Raw genomic sequence first — 23,753 nt, 5'->3', positions numbered from 1 at the left:
CCCCTACTCGGGGTTCGCCTTCTCCCACTCCGCCTGCAGGCGGTCCCGCTCCACGTTCTCCCGGTCCACGCGCCTTCCCTGGCGGAGGCCGTAGAGCCAGGTCAGGGCGAATGCGATCCCGACGACGAACATGGTCGGCTCGAGGAAGCCGCCGGCGATGATCACGAGCTGCAGGACCCAGCCCAGCCCGATCCCCCACGGTCTCGTCAGCACCGCGCAGGTGAGGACCAGCACGACGCTGAGGATCAGTCCGGAGGTCAGGATGAGTGCGGGCGAGAGCTCGTCGCGGCGCAGGCCGAAGACTGCGAGCGTGGCGAAGAACACCACGAACGCCTCGAGCAGGAGGACGGTCGAGGCGAACATGATCTTCGTGGACCGGCGCTTCTTCGGCATGCCGGGCCGCCACTCGCGCTGCGCCCTGGTCATGCGTCGAGCCATGCGTGCCATGTTCTGCCTACTTCCCTAGGAGTGTGCGGGCTTCCCCGACCACCGTGATCGACCCGGTCACGAGCACGCCGCCCGCGAGGTCGTTGTCCTCCTCGGCCTTCATCACGGCCCACTCGAGGGCGTCGTCGAGCCCGGGCGCGATGTTGATGTTCTCCTCGGCGAAGCCCGCCGAGAGTGCGGCCTGCAGGAGGTCCGCGGCGGGGATCGAGCGCGGCGACGTGGACTGCGTCAGGCAGACGTCCTCCAGGATGCCGCCGAGCTCCTCGTGGAGTTCGGCGAGGATGCCCGCTGCATCCTTGTCCTCGAGGACCCCGATGACGAGCACGAGCCGGGAGAAGTCGAAGGCCTCGTTGACGCCCTTCGCGGCAGCACGGGCGCCCGCGGGGTTGTGCGCGGCGTCCACGATGATGCTCGGGGCGGTGCGCACCACTTCCAGGCGCCCGGGGGACGTCACGGCGCGGAGGCCGTTGCGGACCAGCTCCGTCCGCAGCTCCCGCTCGCCGGCGCCGAGGAACGCCTCGACGGCAGCGACGGCGACCGCTGCGTTCTCGGCCTGGTGCTCGCCGTGCAGGGGGACCAGCAGCTCGCCGTAGCGGCCGGCGAGGCCGGTCACGGAGATGACCTGGCCACCGACCGCGACCGTCCGGGACTCGACGCCGAACTCGACGCCCTCGAAGCGGAACTCGGCGCCCACCTCACGGGCGCGGTCGAGGAGCACCTGCGCAGCGCCGCGGGGCTGGATGGCGCTGACGAGGAACGACCCGGGCTTGATGATGCCGGCCTTCTCCAGCGCGATGTCCTCCTCGGTGTCGCCGAGGAGCTCGGTGTGGTCGAGGGAGATGGGCGTGACGACGGCCACCTGTCCGTCGCCGACGTTCGTGGCGTCGGTGATCCCGCCGAGCCCCACCTCGATCACGCCGACGTCGATCGGCTCGTCCGCGAAGATGGCGTAGGCGAGGATGGTGACGCACTCGAAGTACGTGAGCCGGGGCTCCCCGGCAACGAGGAGTTCGCCGTCGACGATGTCGAGGTAGGGCTTGATCTCGTCCCAGACCCGGACGAAGGTCTCGTCGGCTACGGGCTCGCCGTCGATGCTGATCCGCTCCGTCACACGTGAGAGGTGCGGGCTCGTGAAGCGGCCGGTCCGGAGATCATGGGCCAGCAGGATGCTCTCGATCATGCGGGCGGTCGAGGTCTTCCCGTTGGTCCCGGTGATGTGGATGATCGGGAACGCCCTGTTGGGCTCCCCGAGGATCTCCATGGCCCGGTAGAGGGGGGCCATGCGCGGCTCCATCCTATTCTCCGGCGCCCGGCTCAGGAGTTCGGCGTACACGCTCTCGACCGAGAAGGCGTCGAGGCCCGTGTCGGGTCCGTTGGTCTCATCCATGGTGCTGCTCCTGCTGTGCGACGGTGATGGTGAAGTCGTTCCCCGAGCCCTCGACGGGCTCGATGCGGAGGTCGACCGTGAGGGTCTCGGCCCGGATCAGGGCGGCATTCGCCTCGAGTGCCGCGACCTGCTCGGCAGCGACGCCGATGGTGGTGCTGATGCGGTCGCTGATGTCGAGATCGGCGTCGCGGCGTGCCTGCTGGATGGCGCGGATGGCATCCCGTGCCGTCCCCTCCGCGGCCAGCTCGGGAGTGACCTCGGTGTCGAGGACGAGGAACCCGCCGCCGGGCAGCACCGTGACGGCCTTCGAGGCCGCGTCGTTGCCCTCCACCACGGTGTCGAGCGTGTACTCGTGCGGCTCGAGGGCGAGGCCGCCGGCAGTGACGCCGCCGTCGTCGTCCACGTGCCAGTCCCCGGACTTCGACGCCTTGATGGCGGCCTGCACGTTCTTGCCGAGGCGGGGGCCCGCGGCGCGGGCATTGACGACGAGACGCTGCGTGATGCCGAACTCGGCCGGTTCGGCGTCTGCGGAATCGACCAGGCGGACACCCTTGAGGTTCAGCTCGTCCGCGATGATCGAGGAGTACTGCCCCGAGAGTCCCTCGGCGCCGGGCGCGACGACGGTCAGCTCGCGCAGCGGCAGCCGCACCCGGAGGTTGGCGGCCTTGCGCAGGCTCGAGCCGACGGAGCAGACCTGACGTGTGCGGTCCATCTGCTCCACGAGATCAGGAGCGGCGGGGAACGCCGCCGCCTCGGGCCAGTCGGTGAGGTGCACGGACCTGCCGCCGGTGAGGCCGCGCCAGATCTCCTCGGTGACGAGGGGCAGCAGCGGGGCCGCCACACGGCAGACGGCCTCGAGGCACGTGTAGAGCACGTCGAAGGCGTCGGTGTCCTCCTCGAAGAACCGCTGGCGGCTCCGGCGGACGTACCAGTTGGTGAGCGTGTCCAGGTAGCGCCGCAGCGACTCGCACGCATCGCTGATGGTGAACGCGTCGAGCGCATCGGTGAGCTCCCGCACGAGGTTCCCCGTGTTGGCGAGGATGTAGCGGTCGATCGGCTCCGCCAGCCGCGCGGCGGCCTCCGGCGTGACGGTCCGGGCCTCGTAGCCGTCGCCGCCGTTCGCCGCGTTGGTGTAGAGGCTGAAGAAGTGCCAGACGTTCCACAGGGGCAGGAGCACCTGACGGACGCCGTCGCGGATGCCCTGCTCGGTGACCACGAGGTTCCCGCCCCGCAGGATCGGGGAGGCCATGAGGAACCAGCGCATCGCGTCCGAGCCGTCGCGGTCGAACACCTCGGAGACGTCCGGGTAGTTCCGCAGGCTCTTGGACATCTTCTGCCCGTCGGAGCCGAGCACGATCCCGTGGCTGATGACGTTGCGGAACGCGGGCCGGTCGAACAGCGCCGTGGACAGGATGTGCAGCATGTAGAACCAGCCGCGGGTCTGCCCGATGTACTCGACGATGAAGTCGGCCGGATTGTGTGTGTCGAACCACTGCTCGTTCTCGAACGGGTAGTGCACCTGGCCGTAGGGCATGGAGCCGGAGTCGAACCAGACGTCGAGGACGTCCTCCACGCGACGCATGGTCGACCGGCCGGTCGGGTCGTCCGGGTTGGGGCGCGTGAGCTCGTCGATGAAGGGGCGGTGGAGGTCCACTTCGCCCTGCTTGTCGCGCGGGAGCCTGCCGAAGTCGGCCTGCAGCGAGGCGAGCGAGCCGTACACGTCGGTGCGCGGGTACTCGGGGTCGTCCGACTGCCACACCGGGATGGGGCTGCCCCAGAAGCGGTTGCGGCTGATGGACCAGTCGCGCGCGTTGGAGAGCCACTTGCCGAACTGGCCGTCCTTGACGTTGCCGGGGATCCAGGTGATGTCCTGGTTCAGCTCCACCATGCGGTCGCGGATCTTGGTGACCTCCACGTACCAGGAGGACACGGCGCGGTAGATGAGCGGGTTGCGGCAGCGCCAGCAGTGCGGGTAGCTGTGGACGTAGCTGGACTGGCGTACGAGGCGCCCCTCGGACTTCAGGACGCGCGTGATGTGCCGGTTCGCCTCGAAGACCTGCAGGCCCACGATCTCCGCGAGCGGCCCCCGGCCGAACAGGGGGAGGAACTTCGCGCCCTCGTCGACGGAGAGGATCACCTGGATGCCTGCCTCCTCGCAGACCTTCTGGTCCTCCTCGCCGTAGGCGGGCGCCTGGTGGACGAGCCCGGTGCCGTCCGTCGTCGTGACGTAGTCCGCGACGAGGATGCGGAAGGCGTTGCGGTACCCGCCCTCCTCCGGGTCCGCGAGGTAGTCCCAGAGCGGCTCGTAGGTGAGCCCCTCCAGCTCGGTGCCGAGATGGCGGGAGGTGACGGCGTCGCGCGCGACGGCGGCGTCGGCGAAGCCGAGGTCCTTGGCGTAGTTGCCGAGCAGGTCCTCTGCGAGGAGGTAGCGGCCCGTCCGGCCGTCGCGCTCGCCCGACGCCGCCTCGACGACGACGTAGGTGATGTCCGGCCCCACGGCGAGCGCCGCGTTGGTAGGCAGCGTCCAGGGTGTCGTGGTCCAGGCGAGAGCCTGGACACCGGCGAGGTCCTCCGACAGCTCGGTCGCCCCGGCGAGGATCGGGAAGGTCACCGTGACGGTCTGGTCCTGGCGGTCCTGGTAGACGTCCTCGTCCATGCGGAGCTCGTGGTTGGACAGCGGCGTCTCGTCGTTCCAGCAGTACGGGAGCACGCGGTACCCGTTGTAGGTGAGGCCCTTCTCGTGCAGGGTCTTGAACGCCCAGAGGACGGACTCCATGTACTCGGGGTTCAGCGTCTTGTAGTCGTTGTCGAAGTCGACCCACCGGGCCTGGCGGGTCACGTAGTCGCGCCACTCCCCCGCGTACTTCATGACGGAGGCGCGGGAGGCCTCGTTGAACTTGTCGATGCCCATGGCGACGATCTGCTGCTTGTCGGTCATGCCCAGCTGCTTCATCGCCTCGAGTTCCGCCGGCAGGCCGTGGGTGTCCCAGCCGAAGCGTCGCTCGACGCGGTGGCCGCGCTGCGTCTGGTAGCGGCCCACGAGGTCCTTGGCGTACCCCGTCAGGAGGTGGCCGTAGTGCGGCAGGCCGTTGGCGAACGGCGGGCCGTCGTAGAACACGAACTCGTTGGAGCCGTCCACCCCGGCGTCGCGGTTGTCGATGGACGCCTGGAACGTGCCGTCCTTCTCCCAGTACCGGAGTACGCATTGCTCGAGCTCGGGGAAGCGCGGGGAGGCGCTGGTCCCGGACGGAGGCGTCGCGGCGTCGTCGGGCGACACTGCTTTGGGGTAGATCTGCGGCATGGTTCTCATCCTGTGTACGGCGGCGTGGGGTGGGGAGTCCTGCCGTGAGGACGGGAGCCTGTGCCGCCTGCCGCCGGTTGCCTGACCGGCCGCAGGGAAACCGGACCCGCGGTACCACCTCACTTGCCGCCGTCGTCCGCGGTGCCGCTCGTCGCGGGCACTGCGGGCGGGGCCGCCGCTCGTTTCCAGGCTGTGACGGGCCGTCCCGTCCGGTTCTACGGGCCGCCGCGCGGGTGGCCTTTCCTCCGGAAGCTCGCCGGTGATCGCCGGGTCGATGCTTGTCCTGCAAGTCTAGCGCCGGGGTGAATTCCTTGTCGAAAGGGGCCCCGCACAGGGGACGCGGCCGCGGGCGGCCGGAAATACGTTGTGGTCATGGAGCCGTCTTGGGACGCTGGGAGGGCCCCCCGAAGCAACAGGATGGATACCGCATGTCGACCACCACCCGCCCCACCGAGACCGCCCTCCCCACCGCGACCGCGCTGGACACCGCCCGGCTGCTCCTGGGCGTCTTCCTGCCCACCGTGGCGAAGGGCCCCATCATCCGGCGGCCGTGGGCGGTCGGGCTCACGGCGCGCCTCGACCTGGACACCAGGGCCGTGGGGATCGTCCGGAAGGTCCACGCCCGGTACCCCGAGGGCCCGCTGATGCTGAAGCTGCCGATCCGGAAGCAGGCGATCGTCCTGGACCCGGGCGACGTGAACACCGTCCTCGCGCAGTCACCCGAACCGTTCTCCCCCGCGAGCAGTGAGAAGAAGGCGGCCCTCTCGCACTTCCAGCCCGCCAACTCGCTGATCTCGCGCGGCCCCGTCCGCACCGTGCGGCGCGCGCTGCAGGAGCAGGTCCTCGACACCGACCACCCCGTGCACCACCTCGCGGACACCTTCGTCCCCGTGGTCGAGGAGGAGATGCAGGGGCTGCTCGCCGAGGCCGTGCGGACCGGGTCCCTGCCCTGGGCGGACTTCCTCGACGCCTGGTACCGCGTGGTCCGGCGGGTGGTCTTCGGCGACCACGCGCGGGACGACAAGGACCTCACCGCGATGATCATCCGGCTCCGCAAGGACGGCAACTGGGCGTTCCTCAAGCCGGTGCGGAAGGACACACGCCGCCGGTTCCTGCAGCGGATCAGCGACGAACTGGCGCACGCCGAGCCCGGCAGCCTCGCGGCCGTGATGGCCGCCGCCCCGAAGGGCGACGCCGCCGAGCCCGCGCAGCAGGTGCCCCAGTGGCTGTTCGCCTTCGACCCGGCGGGCATGGCGGTCTTCCGCGCCCTGACCGTGTTCGCGACCCATCCCGACGCACTGGCCGCCGCACGGCGCGAGATCGACGGCGACGCCTCCGGGCGCCGCGTGCTCCCCTACCTCCGGGCCGGTGTCCTCGAGGCGCTGCGCCTGTGGCCGACCACGCCGATGATCCTCCGCCAGACCACACAGCCCGTGGAGTGGCCGGAGGGGCTGATGCCGGCGGATTGCGGGGTACTCGTCTACGCGCCGTACTTCCACCGCGACGAGCGCTCGCTGCGCAGCGCCCACAACTTCTCACCCGAGCGCTGGCTGACCGCCGAGGACGACGACTGGCCGCTGGTGCCGTTCAGCGACGGACCCGTGGTCTGCCCCGGGAAGCAGCTGGTGCTGCTCCTGACGAGCGCCGCCCTGGCCTCGCTCGTCGTGGGGCACGACTTCCGGGTGGAGGAGGGCCAGACCCTCGACCCGGACCGCCCCCTCCCCGGAACCATGGACAACTACTCGGTGCGGCTCGGCGTCTCGCCGCGGGCCTGATCGGCCCGGGCGACGCCGGAGCGCTGACCGTCAGCCCCGCAGCACCCTGTGGTTGGCGGGCTGCGCGAGCGGGCGCAGGACGAGCTGGTCGATGTTCATGTGGTGCGGTGCAGTGAGCGTGAAGGCCACGGCGTCGGCGACGTCGGCAGCGGTCAGCGGGAAGGCCACGCCCTCGTAGATCCGGTCCGCAGCGCCCTGGTCGCCGCCGAGGCGGTTGAGGGAGAACTCCTCGGTGTGCACCATGCCCGGGGACACCTCGATCACGCGGATGTTGTGCTCCGCCTCCTCGAGCCGGAGCGAGCGTGCCATGGACTCCTGGGCAGCCTTCACCCCGCAGTACCCCGCCCCGCCCTCGTAGGCGGCGAGCGCGGCGGTGGAGGTCAGGAACAGGACGCTGCCCTGCCCGCCGTCGCGCAGTGCCGGCAGCAGGGCGCGCGTCATGCGCATCGAGCCGAGGACGTTCACGTTGTACATCCACTCCCAGTCCGCGGTGACGGCGTCCACCACCCGGTCCGCGCCGAAGGCGCCCCCCGCGTTGTTGACGAGCGCGTGGACGGGCCCGGCGGCCGTCACCTGTGCGGTGAAGGCGTCGACCGACGCCTGGTCGGTGACGTCGAGGACCATCGGCGTCGCCCCTGTCTCCTCGGCGAGCGCGGTGAGGCGGTCGAAGCGCCGGGCCGCCGCGACGACGTCCCAGCCGGCGCTGCGCAGCGCGCGGACGGTCGCCGCGCCGATGCCGGAGCTGGCCCCCGTGACGATCGCGCGGAGGGCGGACGGGGCGGGGTCTGCGGGGGCGCCGAGCGGCGCGGGCGATGTGCGGGTCATGGGGCCACTGTAGCGATCAGGCCCGGGCGGGGGGATTCCGTGCGTGGGAGCCCGCGCTCAGGTCGTCGTCCCCGCTTCGATCGGGATCCACAGCTGCCCGCGACCGGCCAGGCCGCCCGGATCCGGTTGGACGCTCAGCATCTGCGGCCCGGGCGCCCAGCGGTAGGGGTTGGCCGGGAACCATGCCGCCGCCGCGTCGGCCCAGAGGCGCTGCAGGACGTCGGGGAACGCACCTTCCGTCTCGAAGACCACCCACAGGCCGGCGGGCACTTCTCGGCAGTCGACGCCGTCCGGCGCCGGTCGGGACGTCGCCGCGGCCCGCCAGTAGTCCACCTCGCTCCCGTCCTCCTCCGGCTGCTCCCTCGTCTCGGTGACCGCCAGCAGCCCGAGGGGCTCGGTGTCCGACACCTCCCCGAGCAGGGTTCTCACCGCCGGGTCCAGGGACCGCTCGAACTGCTCGATGTCCGGATTGGGGCCCTCGTACACGATCCGTACCCGTGCCCTGCGTCCCACCAGGCGGAACGCGTCCTTGCTGACGATGCGATGCTTCATCTCGATGTTCCCTTCGATGCGGAGGTGGAATCTCACCTGCGGTTGCGAGCGGAGGACAGCCCCCGGCCGTCTCGCCTCGGACGGCGTCATGTCGTGCAGGGCCTTGAAGGCGCGGGTGAACGCCTCGGCAGAGCCGTACCCGTACCGGAGTGCGACCTCGAGCACCGGCCGCCCGGCAACGATCTCCCCGGTCGCCGCCGTGAGGCGACGCCGCCTGATGTACTCGCCCAGCGGGATGCCGGCCAGGGAGGCGAACATCCGCCGGAAGTGATACTCAGACGTGAGGGCGACCCGTGCCAGGCGGGCGACGTCGACCGGTGCGGGCAGGTCCTCCTCGATGAGTTCGATGGCACGGTTCCACTCCTTCATGGGCATCTCCTCTCCGGTCTCCACCGTACCGAGGCGCCGCCCCCCGCCGCCCGATGATCCCGGCCGGAAGAAGTCGGGTCCCCCGGCGTGCCCTGTCCGGAAGGCGCGGCGCCCGGGGTAGGGAACAATGGAGGGATGGCCGACACGACCCAGGGCACAGACACGCCCTCCCCCCAGTCCGTTTCCGTTCCCGACAAACCCGCCCTCGAGGGCCTCGAAGAGAGGCTGTCCCGCCAGTGGCGCGAGGACGGTACCTACACCTTCCGGCGCGACACCACGCGCGACCAGGTGTACTCGATCGACACTCCTCCGCCGACGGCGTCGGGTTCCCTGCACGTCGGGCACATGTTCTCCTACACGCAGACCGACGTCATGGCCCGCTTCAAGCGCATGAACGGCGCCAACGTCTTCTACCCCATGGGCTGGGACGACAACGGCCTGCCCACCGAGCGACGCGTCCAGAACTACTACGGCGTGCGCTGCGACCCGTCGGTCGCCTACGACGCCGACTACCGGCCGCCCGCCGAGCCGGCGAAGAACCAGCGCGACTTCGACGCCGTCTCCCGCAGGAACTTCATCGAGCTCTGCGAGGAACTGGCCGTCGAGGACGAGAAGGTCTTCGAGAACCTGTTCAGCACCCTGGGCCTCTCGGTCGACTGGGACCTGACCTACCGGACCATCGACGACACCTCCCGCTCCGTCTCGCAGCGTGCCTTCCTCGAGAACCTGAAAGCAGGGGACGCGTACCTCGCCGAGGCCCCCACCCTGTGGGACGTCACCTTCCGCACCGCCGTCGCCCAGGCGGAGCTCGAGGACCGCGAGCAGGCCGGCGCGTACCACCGCATCGCCTTCCACACGCCGGACGGCGGGCCGCTCCACATCGAGACGACCCGGCCCGAACTCCTCCCGGCGTGCGTCGCGCTCGTGGCCCACCCCGACGACGAGCGCTACAGGCCGCTGTTCGGCACGACGGTGACCTCCCCCCTGTTCGACGTCGAGGTGGAGATCAAGGCGCATCCCCTCGCCAAGCCGGACAAGGGCAGCGGCATCGCGATGATCTGCACGTTCGGCGACCTGACCGACGTCACGTGGTGGCGTGAGCTGCAGCTGCCCACGCGTGCCGTCGTCGGCCGGGACGGACGCCTCCGCTCCGAGACGCCCGAGTGGATCGCGACGGAACGTGCGCGCGGGAACTATGCGCAGCTCGCCGGCAAGACGATCTTCAGTGCCAAGGAAGCCGTCGTCGCCATGCTCCGCGAGAGCGGGGACCTCGACGGCGAGCCCACGAAGATCATGCACCCGGTCAACTTCTACGAGAAGGGCGACAAGCCCCTCGAGGTGGTCACGAGCCGCCAGTGGTACATCAGGAACGGGGGGCGCGACGCCGGCAAGCGCGAGGCGCTGATCGAGCGCGGCCGCCAGATCGACTTCCACCCGGCCTTCATGCGCTCCCGGTACGAGAACTGGATCGAAGGCCTGAACGGCGACTGGCTCGTCTCCCGCCAGCGCTTCTTCGGCGTGCCCGTGCCGGTCTGGTACCGGCTCGACGCCGACGGCGAACCCGAGTACGGGGACCCCGTCCTCCCCGCCCTCGAGACCCTGCCCGTCGATCCCGCCGCCGACCCGGCGCCCGGCTTCGACGAGTCCGCCCGGAACCAGCCCGGCGGCTTCATCGGCGACAGCGACGTGCTGGACACCTGGGCGACGTCGTCCCTGACCCCGCAGATCGTGGGCGGCTGGGCCCGTGACGAGGACCTGTTCGGGAAGGTCTTCCCGTTCGACCTGCGGCCCCAGGGACACGACATCATCCGGACCTGGCTGTTCTCCACCGCGGTCCGCGCGGACGCCCTGCAGGACTCGGTGCCGTGGAAGCACGCGGCGCTCTCCGGCTGGATCCTCGACCCCGACCGCAAGAAGATGTCGAAGTCCAAGGGCAACGTCGTCGTGCCGACCGACGTCCTCGAGCAGTTCGGCGCGGACGCCGTCCGCTACTGGGCGGCCTCGGCGAAGCTCGGCGCGGACACCGCGTACGAGGTCAACCAGATGAAGATCGGGCGGCGCCTCGCCATCAAGCTCCTCAATGCGTCGAAGTTCGTCCTGAACCTCGGTGTCACGGACGCATCCGTCGGCGAGGGATCACTCGGCCGGGTGACGGAGGCGCTGGACCAGTCGCTGCTGGTGCAGCTGCGCACCGTGACCGAGCAGGCCACGGCCGCGTTCGAGAAGTACGACTACGCCCGGGCGCTCCAGCTCACCGAGTCCTTCTTCTGGACCTTCACCGACGACTACGTGGAACTGGTCAAGGACCGCGCCTACGGCGACGCAGCGGACGCGGGCACGCAGTCCGTCCAGACGGCGCTGGCGACCACGCTCGACGCGCTGCTGCGGCTCTTCGCGCCGTTCCTGCCCTTCGCCACGGAGGAGGTCTGGAGCTGGTGGCGTCAGGGCTCGGTGCACCAGGCGGCCTGGCCGGGTGCAGGGGCCCTCGCGGCGCTGCCCCGGACCGCCGACGCCGAGGTGCTGACATCCGTCGCGCTGGCCCTCGGGGGCATCCGCAAGGCGAAGTCCGAGGCCAAGGTCAAGCAGCGCACCGAGGTGGAGACGGCCGTCGTGACGGCCCCCGCCGCCCAGGTGGAGCGGGTGCGCGCCGGCCTGGCGGACCTGCTCGCCGCCGGCAACGCGAAGGACCTCCGCTTCGCGGAGGGCGATGCGTTGGCCGTCTCCGACGTCGAACTCGTGCCGCAGCCCGCCGAGTAGCCGTCCCGGACGCGGAAGGGGACCCACCCGCACGTGCAGGTGGGTCCCCTTCCGCGTCTCCCGACGCCCTAGTCGAACGTGGGGCCTGCGGTCCGGGACCGCTTGAGCTCGAAGAACTCCGGGAAGCCGGACAGCAGCACGGCGCCGTCGAAGATCCGCCCGGCCTCCTCGCCGCGGGGGATCCTCGTGAGGACGGGACCGAAGAAGGCGGTGCCGTTGAAGGCGACGACGGGCGTGCCCACCTCGTCACCCACGCGGTCGATGCCGTCCTTGTGGGAGGCGCGAAGCTGCGCGTCGTACTCCTCCGAGTGCGCGTACGCGGCCAGCTCGGCCGGGAGGCCCACCTCGTCGAGCGACTCACGGATGACGGCGTCGAAGTCCTTGTTCTGCCCGATGTGGATGCGGGTACCCATCGCGTCGTACAGCTTCTTGACGTACTCGTCGCCGTGCAACTCGGCCGCTGCGATGATGACGCGCACGGGCCCCCACCCTTGCTCCATCAGGGCCTGGTACTCCTCGGGCAGGTCGCGGCCCTCGTTGAGGACGGACAGGCTCATGACGTGCCAGTCCACGGAGATGCTGCGGACCTGCTCCACCTCGCCGATCCAGCGGGACGTGATCCAGGCGAAGGGGCAGAGGGGATCGAACCAGAAATCGGCCTTCTCGACGGTGGTGGACTCGCTCATGCAGTGCTCCTTCGGGTCGTGGACAGGCCTGGGGCCTTTCCCGGTGCAACCCGTCCCGGGCGGACGCTATTCCACGCCGGATGCACGGGGAACCGGGAACGAACCGTTCGGAGTCGGTTCGGAGTCGGTTCGGAATCGGTGTGGAGTTGGTGAGGAGCTGCCGGGAGCGGTCTAATGGGAGGACACGACCAGCCGACGGTGCCTGGCGCTACCCCTGCGTCGCGATCCGGCTGGAAGAGCTCGCACCGGGTGTCCCGGTGCCCGAAGGGATGCACTCTTGCAGTACGACCGGACAGAGAACCACGCCGAGGACCCCACCGAGGACCGGGCCGAGAGCCACGCGGAGGACCACGCGACGTGGCTGGAACGTGAGGCCCTCGCCGAGGCCATGATCCCGCTCATCGGGCGGCTCTACCGCACCAACAACGTGGTCACGAGCATCCACGGACGCAGCCTGATCAACAAGTCCACGATGAACATCCTCAAGGCCCACCGCTTCGCCCGGCGCATCACCACCCAGCAGCTCCGCCTCGAGGACACCGCGCCCCTGCTGCAGATCCTCGCGGACCTCGACCTCGGCGCCGCCGCGATCGACATCGGCCGCCTTCGCCTCGCCTACGACCAGGCTGTCGCCTCAGGTGATGGGCAGAGCCTCGAGGAGTTCCTGCGCACCGAGCTCGCCGACATCGTCGGCCAGGGCGGTCGTGATGAGCGCACCAGCACCGACGTCGTCCTCTACGGCTTCGGGCGGATCGGCCGCCTCGTGGCCCGCCTGCTCATCGAGAAGGCCGGCGGCGGCCACGGGCTCCGGCTGCGCGCCGTCGTGGTCCGCCGCGGCTCAGACAACGACCTCGTCAAACGCGCCAGCCTGCTCCGCCGCGACTCCGTGCACGGACCCTTCGAGGGCACCATCCAGGTCGACGAGGCATCGAACACCATCACGGCCAACGGCATCCGCATCCAGGTCATCTACTCCGACGACCCGGCGACCATCGACTACACGGCCTACGGCATCCGGGACGCCCTCGTGGTCGACAACACGGGCCGGTGGCGCGACGAGGACGGCCTGTCCCGGCACCTCGAGAGCACCGGCGTCGCCCGGGTCCTGCTCACCGCCCCCGGCAAGGGCGCCTTGAAGAACATCGTGCACGGCATCAACCACGCCTCCATCGAGGACACCGACCGCATCATCACCGCGGCGTCCTGCACCACGAACGCGATCACCCCGGTCCTGAAGGCCATCAACGACCGCTACGGCGTCGTGCACGGCCACGTGGAGACCGTGCACTCCTTCACGAACGACCAGAACCTCATCGACAACTTCCACCGCGGCGACCGGCGCGGCCGCTCCGCGGCCCTGAACATGGTCCTCACCGAGACCGGGGCCGCGACCGCCGTCGCCAAGGCCCTCCCGGAGCTCGCCGGCAAGCTCACCGGCAGTTCCATCCGCGTGCCCACCCCGGATGTGTCCATCGCGATCCTGAACCTCACCCTCGAGCACCCCACCACCAAGGCCCAGGTCAACGAGTACCTCCGCGAGGTGTCCCTGCACTCCGGCATGCGCAAGCAGGTCGACTACATCGACAGCCCCGAGGTGGTCTCCACCGACTTCGTCGGCTCACGCCGCGCCGGCATCGTCGACGGACTCGCCACGATCGCCGACGGACACCACGCCGTCCTCTACGTCTGGTACGACAACGAATTCGGCTACAGCTGCCAGGTCGTCCGCGTCATGGAGGAGATGGCCGCCGTCCACCCACCCACCTACCCCGCCGCCGACACGACCGTCGGGGTCGCCGGCCGCGTCTGACCGGGCGTGGACGCGAGGGAGCCCCGCCCGACCGCCCGGCCCCCCCCCGCTGCAGCAGGTGTCAGGCGGACTTGTTGCGGCGCTTCGCGACCACCTCGTGGGAGATCAGGGTCGGCTCCGCACGCCGTCCGACGACGTCCTCCGAGATGACGACGGTCGCGATGTCCTCCCGGCTCGGCAGGTCGAACATGACCGGGAGCAGGACCTCCTCCATGATGGCGCGCAGGCCTCGTGCGCCGGTGCCACGGTCCAGGGCGAGGTTCGCGATCGCCTCGAGCGCCTTGGGCTCGAAGATCAGTTCGACGCCGTCGAGCAGGAACATCTTCTGGTACTGCTTCATGAGCGCGTTCTTGGGCTCGGTCAGGATCTGCATGAGTGCCGGACGGTCGAGGTGCGTGACCGTCGTGATCACGGGGAGGCGTCCGATGAACTCGGGGATCAGGCCGAACTTCAGGAGGTCCTCCGGCATGACGTCGCCGTAGCTGACCTCCTCGTTCTTCAGCGAGCTCAGCGGCGCCCCGAAGCCGATACCCTTGCGCCCGGCGCGGGAACCGATGATCTCCTCGAGGCCCGCGAACGCGCCGGCGACGATGAACAGCACGTTGGTCGTGTCGATCTGGATGAATTCCTGGTGCGGATGCTTGCGTCCGCCCTGCGGGGGCACCGACGCGACCGTCCCCTCGAGGATCTTCAGGAGAGCCTGCTGGACGCCCTCGCCGGACACGTCGCGCGTGATCGACGGGTTCTCGCTCTTCCGCGAGATCTTGTCGATCTCGTCGATGTAGATGATGCCCTGCTCGGCCTTCTTGACGTCGTAGTCGGCGGCCTGGATGAGCTTGAGGAGGATGTTCTCGACGTCCTCGCCCACGTAGCCCGCCTCGGTGAGGGCGGTCGCATCGGCGACGGCGAACGGGACGTTCAGCCGGCGCGCCAGGGTCTGGGCGAGGTAGGTCTTCCCGCAGCCCGTAGGGCCGATGAGGAGGATGTTCGACTTCGCGATCTCGACGTCCTCGGTCTCGGCCGCGTCCGCGAGCGTGCCGGCCGCGCGGGGGCCGTTGCCGGACTGGATGCGCTTGTAGTGGTTGTACACGGCGACGGCGAGGGACCGCTTGGCCGGCTCCTGGCCGACGACGTACTCCTGCAGGAAATCGAAGATCTCGCGGGGCTTGGGCAGCTCGAACGTGCCGAGATCCGCCACCTCGGAGAGCTCCTCCTCGATGATCTCGTTGCACAGGTCGATGCACTCGTCACAGATGTACACGCCGGGGCCGGCAATCAGCTTCCGGACCTGCTTCTGGCTCTTCCCGCAGAAGGAGCACTTCAGCAGATCGGTGCTCTCACCAATGCGAGCCATGGTTCAATCCCCTTAGGTATTACAGGTTTGCTATGACCACTGTAGGCCACGCGGCCGCGGGGACCAGTATCAAAATGCCCGTGGTGCCTTCGCGGCGCCACGGGCGGGAAACCTGCCGAACGGTACGTCCGACGGTCCCTGGACCGTCGGACGTACCGTCCCCGGCTACGGGGTGTTGATCTTCGGCGGGGTGATCTTGCGCGAGGCGAGGACCTCGTCCACCAGGCCGTACGCGACGGCGTCGGCGGCGGTGAGGATCTTGTCGCGCTCGATGTCGATGTTGACCTGCTCGGGGGTGCGGCCCGAGTGCAGGGCCAGCGTGTCCTCGAGCCAGGTCCTCATGCGCATGACCTCGTTGGCCTGGATCTCCAGGTCGGAGGCCTGGCCACCCTGTCCGCCGGAGAGGGCGGGCTGGTGGATCAGCACGCGTGCGTTCGGCAGCGCGAGGCGCTTGCCCGGCGCGCCGGCGGCGAGCAGGACGGCGGCCGCACTCGCTGCCTGGCCGAGGCATACGGTCTGGACCTCGGGCCGGATGAACTGCATGGTGTCGTAGATTGCCGTCATCGCGGTGAAGGACCCACCCGGCGAGTTGATGTAGAGCGTGATGTCACGCTCGGGGTCCGTGGACTCGAGGACGAGCAGCTGGGCCATGACGTCGTCCGCGGACGCGTCATCGACCTGCGTGCCGAGGAAGATGATGCGGTCCTCGAACAGCTTGGTGTAGGGATCCTGGCGCTTGAACCCGTAGGGGGTGCGCTCCTCGAACTGGGGAAGGATGTAGCGGCTCGTGGGGAGGTTCCCCGCGCTGGATCCCGCGGCTGCCTGGAAATCGTGGTTCATGGTGTCTCCTGTAGGACGACTGGTAGGAGTGGGGCTGCTGGCCGGACTACGCGGTCTGCTCGGTGCCGCCGCCGCCCGCGACGGAGCCGGAGTGCGCGGAGATGTGGTCGAAGAAGCCGTAGTCGAGGGCTTCCTGGGCCGTGAACCACTTGTCGCGGTCGTTGTCCTTCAGGATGGTCTCGACGGTCTGTCCCGTCTGCTCGGCCGTGAGCTCGGCCATGACGCGCTTCATGTGGAGGATGAGCTCCGCCTGGATGCGGATGTCGGTCGCCGTGCCGCCGATGCCGCCGGAGGGCTGGTGCATCAGGATGCGCGCGTGGGGGGTGGCGTACCGCTTGCCCTTCGTGCCCGAGGACAGCAGGAACTGTCCCATCGACGCGGCCAGGCCGGTGGCGACGGTCACGACGTCGTTCGGGATGAACTGCATGGTGTCGTAGATCGCCATGCCGGCGGTCACGGACCCACCGGGCGAGTTGATGTAGAGGAAGATGTCGCGCTCCGGGTCCTCGGCGGACAGGAGGAGCAGCTGGGAGCAGATGGCGTTCGCGTTGTCGTCCCGGACTTCGGAACCGAGCCAGATGATGCGCTCCTTGAGGAGCCGGTTGTAGATGTAGTCGTCACGACCGGCCGCTTCGGGGCCTGCCATGCTCGGGGTGCGTGGTTCGGTTGCCATGGACGTTGCCCTCTCACTCTGGCGGGTGGATGCCTGTTCGGCCTACCCGTCCTTTTGTCTCTTCTTGGACACTAACCCGCTGTCCTGCCGATTTGCTCCCGCTCGGGGAACTGTTCGCTGACGGCGCACGGTGGCCGCACCGGCCCGGGCCGACCTCCGGCAGGTCCCTCCCCGCCGTCGCCCCGGGCCTTAACGCGGCAGCGGTGCCGCGCCCCAAGGCTGCGGCACCGCTGTCGGCGAAACTGGTCCTACTCGGCGGCCGGCTTCTTGCGCGGCGCGCGCTTCTTCGGCGCCTCGGCGGCTTCGGGCTCCTCGACGACGGCGGGCTCGGCTGCGGCATCCGTCGGCTCGGCCTCGGCGGCGTCCGCCCCGGCCGTATCCGCGTCGACCGTGTCCGCCTCGGGCTCGACGACGTCGGTCCCGGTCGCGTCGATGTCCTCGACGGCGTCCTGTCCGGTCTCGATGTCGTCGGCCTGGAAGGCGTCGTCCTCGTCACCCGCCGGGCGGACGAATTCGCTGAGATCGACGGTGGCACCGTTGGTGTCGGTGACGGTGGCGTACTCGAGGACCTTGGCGAGGGCCTTGCGGCGGCGGACCTCTCCGACGATCATCGGAACCTGGCCGCTGGAGTCGAGCATCTGGGCGAACTGGTTCGGCTCCATGCCGTACTGGCCGGCCGTGGAGACGATGTAGTCGATCAGCTCGCTCTGGCTGACACCGACCTCTTCCTTCTCCGCGACGGCGTCGAGGATGACCTCGTTCTGGAAGGCGCGCTCCGTGTTGGTGCGGATCTCCGCACGGTGCTCCTCGGTGTCGTGGTCCTCGGCAGCGGTGTGGGCGTTCTCGCCGTTGAAGTGCTGCTCGAGCTGCTCCTCGACGACGCTCTCCGGGACGGGCACGGCGACGAGCTCGATGAGCTTGTCCAGGACCTTGTCCCGCGCCTCGACGCCCTGGTCCATGAGCTTCGACTCGGAGGCCTGCTTCGCCAGGTCGGCGCGCAGCTCCTCGGCGGTGTCGAACTCGCTGGCGAGCTGGGCGAACTCGTCGTCGACCGCGGGCAGCTCGCGCTCCTTGACGGCCTTGACGACGACGGTGACCTGCGCGTCGGCGCCGGCGTGCTCGCCGCCGGCCAGCTTGGTCTCGAACGTGGCGCTCTCGTCCGTGGAAAGTCCGCTCACGGCCTCGTCCATGCCCTCGAGCATCGTGCCGGAGCCGATCTGGTAGGACAGGTCCTGGGCCGAGTCGACCTCGTCGCCGTCGACCGACGCGGTGAGATCGATGGTGAGGAAATCGCCGTCCTTGGAGGGGCGGTCCACGGAGGTGAGCGTGCCGAAGCGGCCGCGCAGCTCGTCCATGGCCTTCTCGATGTCCTCGTCGGACGCCTCGACGGGCTCGACGGTGACGTCCAGGCCCTTGTAGTCGGGGAGTTCGATCTCGGGGCGGATGTCGAGCTCGACCGTGAAGGTCAGCTGGCCGTCCTTCTTCGCGGGATCGGGCACCTCGGTGATCTCGACCTCGGGGCGGCTCAGGGGACGGATGCCCGTCTCCTGTACGGCGCTCTGGTAGAAGCCGTTCAGGCCGTCGTTGATCGCGGTCTCGATCACGTAGCCGCGGCCGACCCGCTGATCGATGAGCTGCTGGGGGACCTTGCCCTTGCGGAAGCCTGGAACCTGGACCTGGGTGGCGATGGTCTTGTAGGCCTCGTCGATGCTGGGCTTCAGTTCCTCGAAGGGGACCTCGACGTTCAGCTTCACCCGGGTGGGGGAAAGGGTTTCAACAGCGCTCTTCACAGCGTAGGACTCCTGGATGATTGGGATTGGTTCTGCAGCGGAGGCACTTTCCTCATCACACGACAGAGTCGGGGTGACAGGAGTTGAACCTGCGACTTCCTGCTCCCAAAGCAGGCGCTCTACCAAGCTGAGCTACACCCCGTAAGTGCGAGTGTCAGTCTACGCACCTTTGCGCGCACCGCGCACATTTGGCGATCGCGCGGCTGCTGTGGTGTAGTTGTAGGCGTTCCACGGGGCCTGAACGATGGTCCCGCGGGGCTGTAGCTTAGTGGTAAAGCCTCTGTCTTCCAAACAGATGATGCGAGTTCGATTCTCGTCAGCCCCTCTCCTCCCGGCCCGCTCGGGCCTTCCACCCGGACCTCGCGTCCGGGTGTCCTGCTTTAAGCCGTAGATGCGGCGGCGTGCGATACGACCTTCAGTCCGCCTGGCACTGCGGGCACCAGTACACGGTCCGCGCCGCCATCTCCGCCGTCAGGATCGGGGTGGTGCAACGGCGGCACGGCTCCCCCGTCCGCTTGTACACATAGTGTGGCGCCGACCGTTTCGGCCTGCCGTTCCGGGCCTCCGCCGTGGTCGTGATGATGCGGCCCTCCCGTACGCCGTCCTTCATCAGCCGTACCGTGTCCGTCCAGATCCCGGCCGCCTCGTCGTCGCGCAGCTGCCTTCCCGGGCGGTAGGGGTTGATGCCCTGCAGGAACAGCACCTCGGCACGGTAGATGTTGCCGATCCCCGCGATGACCGCCTGGTTCATGAGCTGGATGCCGACGGGCGTGATGCTCGCCATCACCCTGCGGACGAAGACGCCGCCGTCCGACGCGGGCTGGAGGGGATCCGGGCCGAGCTTCGCCCGCGCGGCTTCCTCCTCGGCTCCGGTGATCACCTCGCAGGCCGTCGGTCCGCGCAGGTCGGCCCACCCGTGCGCCGAGACGAGCCGCACGCGGACCGCGCCGACGGGCTCGGGCGGACCGGCGTAGGACGACTGTCCGTCCCCGTCGCCGGCGGGCTGCGCCGACTCCCTCCCGCGGCGGGGTGCCCCGATGCTCGAGGCGCCGCGGAACGTCGGATCGCCCCCGAAGCTCCACGCGCCGTACAGGCCCAGATGGACGCGGAGCACCCTGTCGTCGTCGAACCTCAGGAACATCTGCTTACCGTGGGCCAGGGCGCTCAGCAGGGTGCCGCCGTCGAGCAGCGCGGCTCCCGCCGCGAAGCGTCCCTGCGGGCTGGACACCGCGAGCTGCTCGCCGGCGAAGACGGAGCGGAACTGCTTCGCCAGCCGGTGGACCGAGTGGCCCTCAGGCAAGGTCTCCCGTTTCCTCGAAGCGCGCTATCTGGGCGATCCTGCGGCTGTGCCGCTCGGCTCCGCTGAACGGCTCGGCGAGGAACGCCTCGATGATCGAGGTCGCCTCCTCCACGGTGTGCTGGCGGCCTCCGACGGCGACGATGTTGGCGTCGTTGTGCTGGCGGGCCAGCCGCGCGGTGTCGAGGTTCCAGGCGAGTGCGGCCCTGACGCCCTGCACCTTGTTCGCGGCGATCTGCTCGCCGTTGCCGGAGCCCCCGAGCACGATCCCGAGCGCCTCCACCCCCGCGGCCCGGTCCGCGACGACGGCCCGCGCGGCGGCGATGCAGAAGGACGGGTAGTCGTCCTCGGGGTCGTACGAGGCGGGGCCGTGGTCGACGACGTCGTACCCCGCGGCCGAGAGGTGCGAGAGCAGGGAGGCACTCAGCTCCATGCCTGCGTGGTCTGTGGCGAGGTGGACGCGCATCGACATCTGTTCCTTCGGGACGGCGCCGGCGAACCGGCGGGACTGCGGGCATCGTCCGCCCGGCAGGGCAGGACGTCATCCAGCCTAGTGGGCACCGGTGACGACCCCACGACGCCGGGCGCGAGCGCCGGGGTCTGGCGGAATGAGAGAATCTAAGCGCCGCGTAGTCCCCACCCCCGCGCGTCGACCACGATTCCCACCTGGAGGCGATCCTTGCCCGGTCTGAACCTGACGCGCGATGAAGCACGTACGCGCGCCGAGCTGCTCACTGTCCACTCCTACGACGTCACCCTCGACCTGACCCGCGGCGAGCGCGTCTTCAGGTCGACGACGGTCGTCTCCTTCGACGCGCAGCAGGGAGCGTCGACGTTCATCGACGCCGTGACCGACGCCGTCCACCGCGTCGAACTCAACGGCGTCGAACTGGACGCCGGGGAGGTCGCCGACGGCGTCCGGATCCGGCTCCCGGTGCTGGCGGCGAGCAACAGGCTCGTGGTCGAGGCCGACATGCCGTACATGAACACGGGCGAGGGCCTGCACCGCTTCACCGATCCGGTCGACGGCGAGGTGTACCTCTACACCCAGTTCGAGGTCCCCGACTCACGACGGGTCTTCGCCGTCTTCGAGCAGCCGGACCTCAAGGCCAGGTTCCGCTTCACCGTCACGGCGCCGTCGCACTGGGACGTCATCTCCAACAGCCCCACGCCCGAGCCCGTGCCGGCCGGCGCGGAGGGCACGGACGGCGGGGCGGGCTCCACCTGGTCCTTCGAGCCGACGCCCGTGATGTCCTCCTATGTGACAGCGCTGATCGCGGGCCCCTACCAGTCGGTGCGGAGCGAGCTCACGAGCTCCGACGGGCGGACCATCCCGCTCGGCGTCTTCGCCCGCAAGTCGCTCATGCAGTACATGGATGCGGAGAACATCTTCACCCTGACCCGCCAGGGCTTCGCGTTCTACGAGGAGCAGTTCGGGGCGCCCTACCCGTTCGAGAAGTACGACCAGCTCTTCGTGCCCGAGTTCAACGCGGGCGCGATGGAGAACGCGGGCGCCGTCACCTTCGTCGAGACCTACGTCTTCCGGTCCCGCGTGGCCGACGCCACGGTCGAGCGGCGCGCCATCACGATCCTCCACGAACTGGCCCACATGTGGTTCGGGGACCTCGTCACCATGCGCTGGTGGAACGACCTCTGGCTCAACGAGTCCTTCGCCGAGTTCATGTCGACCCTCGCCGCGGCCGAGGCCACCGAGTTCGAGCAGGCATGGACCACTTTCGCGATCCTCGAGAAGGGCTGGGCCTACCGCCAGGACCAGCTGCCCTCCACCCACCCCATCGTCGCGCAGATCAACGACCTCGAGGACGTGCAGGTCAACTTCGACGGCATCACCTACGCGAAGGGCGCCTCGGTCCTCAAGCAGCTCGTGGCCTGGGTGGGCCAGGAGGAGTTCATGCAGGGCGTCCGCCAGTACTTCGCCAAGCACTCCTGGAAGAACACCGAGCTCGTCGATCTCCTGTCCGAGCTCGAGGCCTCCAGCGGCCGCGACCTGAAGGCGTGGTCGGCCCTGTGGCTTGAGACCGCCGGGGTGAACACCCTCCGCCCCGAGATCGGCTCGGACGACGACGGCACCATCACCTCCTTCACCATCCTCCAGACGGCGATCGAGGAGTTCCCCACCATCCGCCCGCACCGCCTGGCGGTCGGCTTCTACGACCTCGACGACGACGGCGCGCTGGTGCGGGTGCACCGGCTCGAGCTCGACGTCGACGGCGGGCGCACGGACGTGCCCGACCTCGTGGGGCGGAAGCGGCCCGCGCTGGTCCTGCTGAACGACGACGACCTCGCCTACGCGAAGATCCGCCTCGACCCCGCGTCGCTGCGGACCTCGCTGCGGCACGTCAAGGACTTCGAGGACTCGCTCCCCCGCACGCTCGTCCTCGCCTCGGCGTGGGATGCCGCCCGTGACGGCGAGACGCCGGCCCGCGACTACCTGGAGCTCGTCCTGCAGAACATCGGGGCCGAGTCGGATTCCTCCGTCGTGCTCGTGCTGCTCCGGCAGCTCGCCTCGGCGCTCGCGTACTACGTGGACCCCGCGGACCGCGAGGCGATGTCCGACGCCGCGGCGGACAGCCTGCTCGAGCTCGCCCTCGCCGCGGCCGCAGGCTCCGACGCCCAGCTGCAGTTCGTGAAGGCGTTCTCCACGCACGCCCGCACGGCGGACCACCTCGACGTCGTCGGGGCGATGCTCGCCGGCGACCGCGTGCCCGAGGGCCTCACCGTCGACCAGGACCTGCGCTGGGAGCTGCTGACCAGCCTCGTGGTCGGCGGGCGCGCGGGAGCAGCCGAGATCGACGGCGAACTGGGCCGGGACTCGACCGCCACGGGCGAACTCGCCGCAGCAGCAGCGCGGGCGGCCCTGCCGACGGCGGAGGCGAAGGAAGCCGCGTGGGCGGCGCTCGTCGACGCCACGGATCTGCCCAACGCAGCACAGCGGTCCATGATCGCCGGCTTCACCCGGGTGCACGACCGCACGCTGCTCGATCCCTACGTGGAGCGGTACTTCGCGTCGCTCCGCCAGGTGTGGGCCACCCGCACGCACGAGATCGCCCAGCAGATCGTCGTCGGCCTGTACCCCTCCCTGCAGACGACGCAGGGGACGCTGGACCGGACCGATGCCTTCCTGGCCGATCTCGGTACCGAGGCGCCCTCGCTGCGTCGACTGGTCCTCGAGAGCCGGGACGGCATCGTGCGGGCGCTCAAGGCGCAGGCCGCGGACAGGTAGGCGGGCCAGGTAGGTGGACGCGTCGACGGAACCGCAGAGCACCCGGACCAGGGTCGGGCCATGAACCTGCAGGAACACTCCTACGCTGCGCGGATCCGCTGGACGGGCAATCTCGGCTCGGGGACGTCCGGCTACCGGGCCTACAGCCGGGACCACGAGGTGGATGTCGACGGGCCCGGGAGCCTCCCCGGGACCGCCGATCCCACGTTCCACGGGTCGAAGGACCGGTGGAACCCCGAGCAGCTGCTGCTGACCGCCGTCGCCCAGTGCCACATGCTGTCGTACCTGCACGTGGCAGTGAGGGCGGGCGTGGTGGTCACCGGATACACCGACGCGGCGACCGGGATTCTGCGCCTGAACCCGGACGGCAGCGGGGAGTTCACCGGGATCCGCCTGCGGCCGCAGGTCGAGCTGGAGGACGCCGGGCAGTGCGCCCTCGCCGACTCCCTGCACGCCGAGGCGAACCGGCTGTGCTTCATCGCCCGATCGCTGGCCTTCCCCGTCCACCACGAGCCGACGTCGGCGGGTCGGTCGGCCTAGCCGCTCCCCCGTCGGCCTGCGGCCGGGGGCGCCGCTGTAGCCTGTTAAGGCATCCCCGCGCCACTGCGCCCTCGTGGCGGACGTCCTGGGTGCCTGCCTGAAAGTG

At 69.7% G+C, this 23,753-nt stretch carries 17 protein-coding genes and 2 tRNA genes; 6 read left to right on the top strand and 13 right to left on the bottom strand.

The genetic code is table 11. The annotated features are described in order from the left end of the window. Nucleotides 1-3: 3 nt before the first annotated feature. Genes ACX80K_RS01310 through ileS form a run of 3 tightly spaced genes read right to left on the bottom strand, consistent with a single transcriptional unit; the run spans nucleotide 4 to nucleotide 5,144 of the window. Complete coding sequence (locus ACX80K_RS01310; protein ID WP_459270072.1) at nucleotides 4-447, bottom strand: DUF4233 domain-containing protein; 444 nt, start codon at nucleotides 445-447, stop codon at nucleotides 4-6. A 7-nt stretch (nucleotides 448-454) separates the two neighbouring features. Beyond that, the gene (locus ACX80K_RS01305; protein ID WP_459270071.1) at nucleotides 455-1,834 is read right to left on the bottom strand and encodes a bifunctional folylpolyglutamate synthase/dihydrofolate synthase; all 1,380 of its coding nucleotides are present in this window, start codon (nucleotides 1,832-1,834) and stop codon (nucleotides 455-457) included. Then, nucleotides 1,827-5,144 (bottom strand): isoleucine--tRNA ligase, encoded by a 3,318-nt coding sequence (ileS, locus tag ACX80K_RS01300; protein WP_459270070.1) that lies wholly within the window; start codon nucleotides 5,142-5,144, stop codon nucleotides 1,827-1,829. The genes ACX80K_RS01305 and ileS overlap by 8 nt, the downstream gene beginning before the upstream one ends. Before the next feature lie 419 nt (nucleotides 5,145-5,563). Here ileS and ACX80K_RS01295 point away from each other — a divergent pair, with 419 nt between their 5' ends. Further along, the gene (locus tag ACX80K_RS01295; protein ID WP_459270069.1) at nucleotides 5,564-6,910 is read left to right on the top strand and encodes a cytochrome P450; all 1,347 of its coding nucleotides are present in this window, start codon (nucleotides 5,564-5,566) and stop codon (nucleotides 6,908-6,910) included. A gap of 30 nt (nucleotides 6,911-6,940) precedes the next feature. On the opposite strand, the gene ACX80K_RS01290 is transcribed toward ACX80K_RS01295, so the two are convergent. Together ACX80K_RS01290 and ACX80K_RS01285 are read right to left on the bottom strand one after the other, a co-directional pair. Continuing rightward, nucleotides 6,941-7,735 (bottom strand): SDR family oxidoreductase, encoded by a 795-nt coding sequence (locus ACX80K_RS01290; protein ID WP_459270068.1) that lies wholly within the window; start codon nucleotides 7,733-7,735, stop codon nucleotides 6,941-6,943. A gap of 57 nt (nucleotides 7,736-7,792) precedes the next feature. After that, nucleotides 7,793-8,656: an AraC family transcriptional regulator gene (locus tag ACX80K_RS01285; protein ID WP_459270067.1), complete on the bottom strand. Its 864-nt coding sequence runs from the start codon at nucleotides 8,654-8,656 to the stop codon at nucleotides 7,793-7,795. Nucleotides 8,657-8,791: 135 nt separating this feature from the next. Between ACX80K_RS01285 and valS the strand changes: the two genes are divergently transcribed. Beyond that, nucleotides 8,792-11,413 carry a valine--tRNA ligase gene (valS, locus tag ACX80K_RS01280; RefSeq protein ID WP_459270066.1) on the top strand — a complete coding sequence of 874 codons (2,622 nt, stop codon included), beginning with the start codon at nucleotides 8,792-8,794 and terminating at the stop codon, nucleotides 11,411-11,413. A 68-nt stretch (nucleotides 11,414-11,481) separates the two neighbouring features. Here valS and ACX80K_RS01275 read toward each other — a convergent pair whose 3' ends face one another. Then, complete coding sequence (locus ACX80K_RS01275) at nucleotides 11,482-12,099, bottom strand: mycothiol-dependent nitroreductase Rv2466c family protein (protein WP_459270065.1); 618 nt, start codon at nucleotides 12,097-12,099, stop codon at nucleotides 11,482-11,484. Between the two features lie 277 nt (nucleotides 12,100-12,376). Between ACX80K_RS01275 and ACX80K_RS01270 the strand changes: the two genes are divergently transcribed. Continuing rightward, nucleotides 12,377-13,909 (top strand): glyceraldehyde-3-phosphate dehydrogenase, encoded by a 1,533-nt coding sequence (locus ACX80K_RS01270; RefSeq protein WP_459270064.1) that lies wholly within the window; start codon nucleotides 12,377-12,379, stop codon nucleotides 13,907-13,909. Between the two features lie 61 nt (nucleotides 13,910-13,970). On the opposite strand, the gene clpX is transcribed toward ACX80K_RS01270, so the two are convergent. The 5 genes from clpX to ACX80K_RS01245 form a co-directional block, all read right to left on the bottom strand. Continuing rightward, a complete protein-coding gene (gene clpX / locus ACX80K_RS01265; RefSeq protein ID WP_459270063.1) occupies nucleotides 13,971-15,263 on the bottom strand; it encodes an ATP-dependent Clp protease ATP-binding subunit ClpX in 1,293 nt (430 codons plus the stop codon). Nucleotides 15,264-15,428: 165 nt separating this feature from the next. Then, nucleotides 15,429-16,103: an ATP-dependent Clp protease proteolytic subunit gene (locus tag ACX80K_RS01260; protein WP_459270062.1), complete on the bottom strand. Its 675-nt coding sequence runs from the start codon at nucleotides 16,101-16,103 to the stop codon at nucleotides 15,429-15,431. Nucleotides 16,104-16,149: 46 nt separating this feature from the next. After that, a complete protein-coding gene (locus ACX80K_RS01255) occupies nucleotides 16,150-16,776 on the bottom strand; it encodes an ATP-dependent Clp protease proteolytic subunit (protein WP_459270061.1) in 627 nt (208 codons plus the stop codon). Nucleotides 16,777-17,024: 248 nt separating this feature from the next. Then, nucleotides 17,025-18,566: a trigger factor gene (tig, locus tag ACX80K_RS01250; RefSeq protein ID WP_459270060.1), complete on the bottom strand. Its 1,542-nt coding sequence runs from the start codon at nucleotides 18,564-18,566 to the stop codon at nucleotides 17,025-17,027. Between the two features lie 68 nt (nucleotides 18,567-18,634). After that, nucleotides 18,635-18,708 (bottom strand) — tRNA-Pro (locus tag ACX80K_RS01245). A 112-nt stretch (nucleotides 18,709-18,820) separates the two neighbouring features. Between ACX80K_RS01245 and ACX80K_RS01240 the strand changes: the two genes are divergently transcribed. Further along, nucleotides 18,821-18,891, top strand: a tRNA-Gly gene (locus ACX80K_RS01240). Between the two features lie 90 nt (nucleotides 18,892-18,981). On the opposite strand, the gene ACX80K_RS01235 is transcribed toward ACX80K_RS01240, so the two are convergent. Together ACX80K_RS01235 and ACX80K_RS01230 are read right to left on the bottom strand one after the other, a co-directional pair. Then, entirely contained in the window at nucleotides 18,982-19,866 is an 885-nt protein-coding gene (locus ACX80K_RS01235; protein ID WP_459270059.1) for an Fpg/Nei family DNA glycosylase, read from the bottom strand. After that, nucleotides 19,859-20,329, bottom strand: a complete 471-nt coding sequence (locus tag ACX80K_RS01230; protein WP_459270658.1) for a ribose-5-phosphate isomerase — start codon at nucleotides 20,327-20,329, stop codon at nucleotides 19,859-19,861. The genes ACX80K_RS01235 and ACX80K_RS01230 overlap by 8 nt, the downstream gene beginning before the upstream one ends. A gap of 213 nt (nucleotides 20,330-20,542) precedes the next feature. Here ACX80K_RS01230 and pepN point away from each other — a divergent pair, with 213 nt between their 5' ends. Both pepN and ACX80K_RS01220 read left to right on the top strand, forming a co-directional pair. Continuing rightward, nucleotides 20,543-23,107: an aminopeptidase N gene (pepN, locus tag ACX80K_RS01225; RefSeq protein WP_459270058.1), complete on the top strand. Its 2,565-nt coding sequence runs from the start codon at nucleotides 20,543-20,545 to the stop codon at nucleotides 23,105-23,107. Nucleotides 23,108-23,167: 60 nt separating this feature from the next. Beyond that, nucleotides 23,168-23,647, top strand: a complete 480-nt coding sequence (locus ACX80K_RS01220; RefSeq protein WP_459270057.1) for an OsmC family protein — start codon at nucleotides 23,168-23,170, stop codon at nucleotides 23,645-23,647. The last annotated feature ends 106 nt before the right edge of the window (nucleotides 23,648-23,753 follow it).

This window comes from Arthrobacter sorbitolis (assembly GCF_054510995.1).
This window is presented reverse-complemented; position numbering and strand designations above follow the sequence as displayed.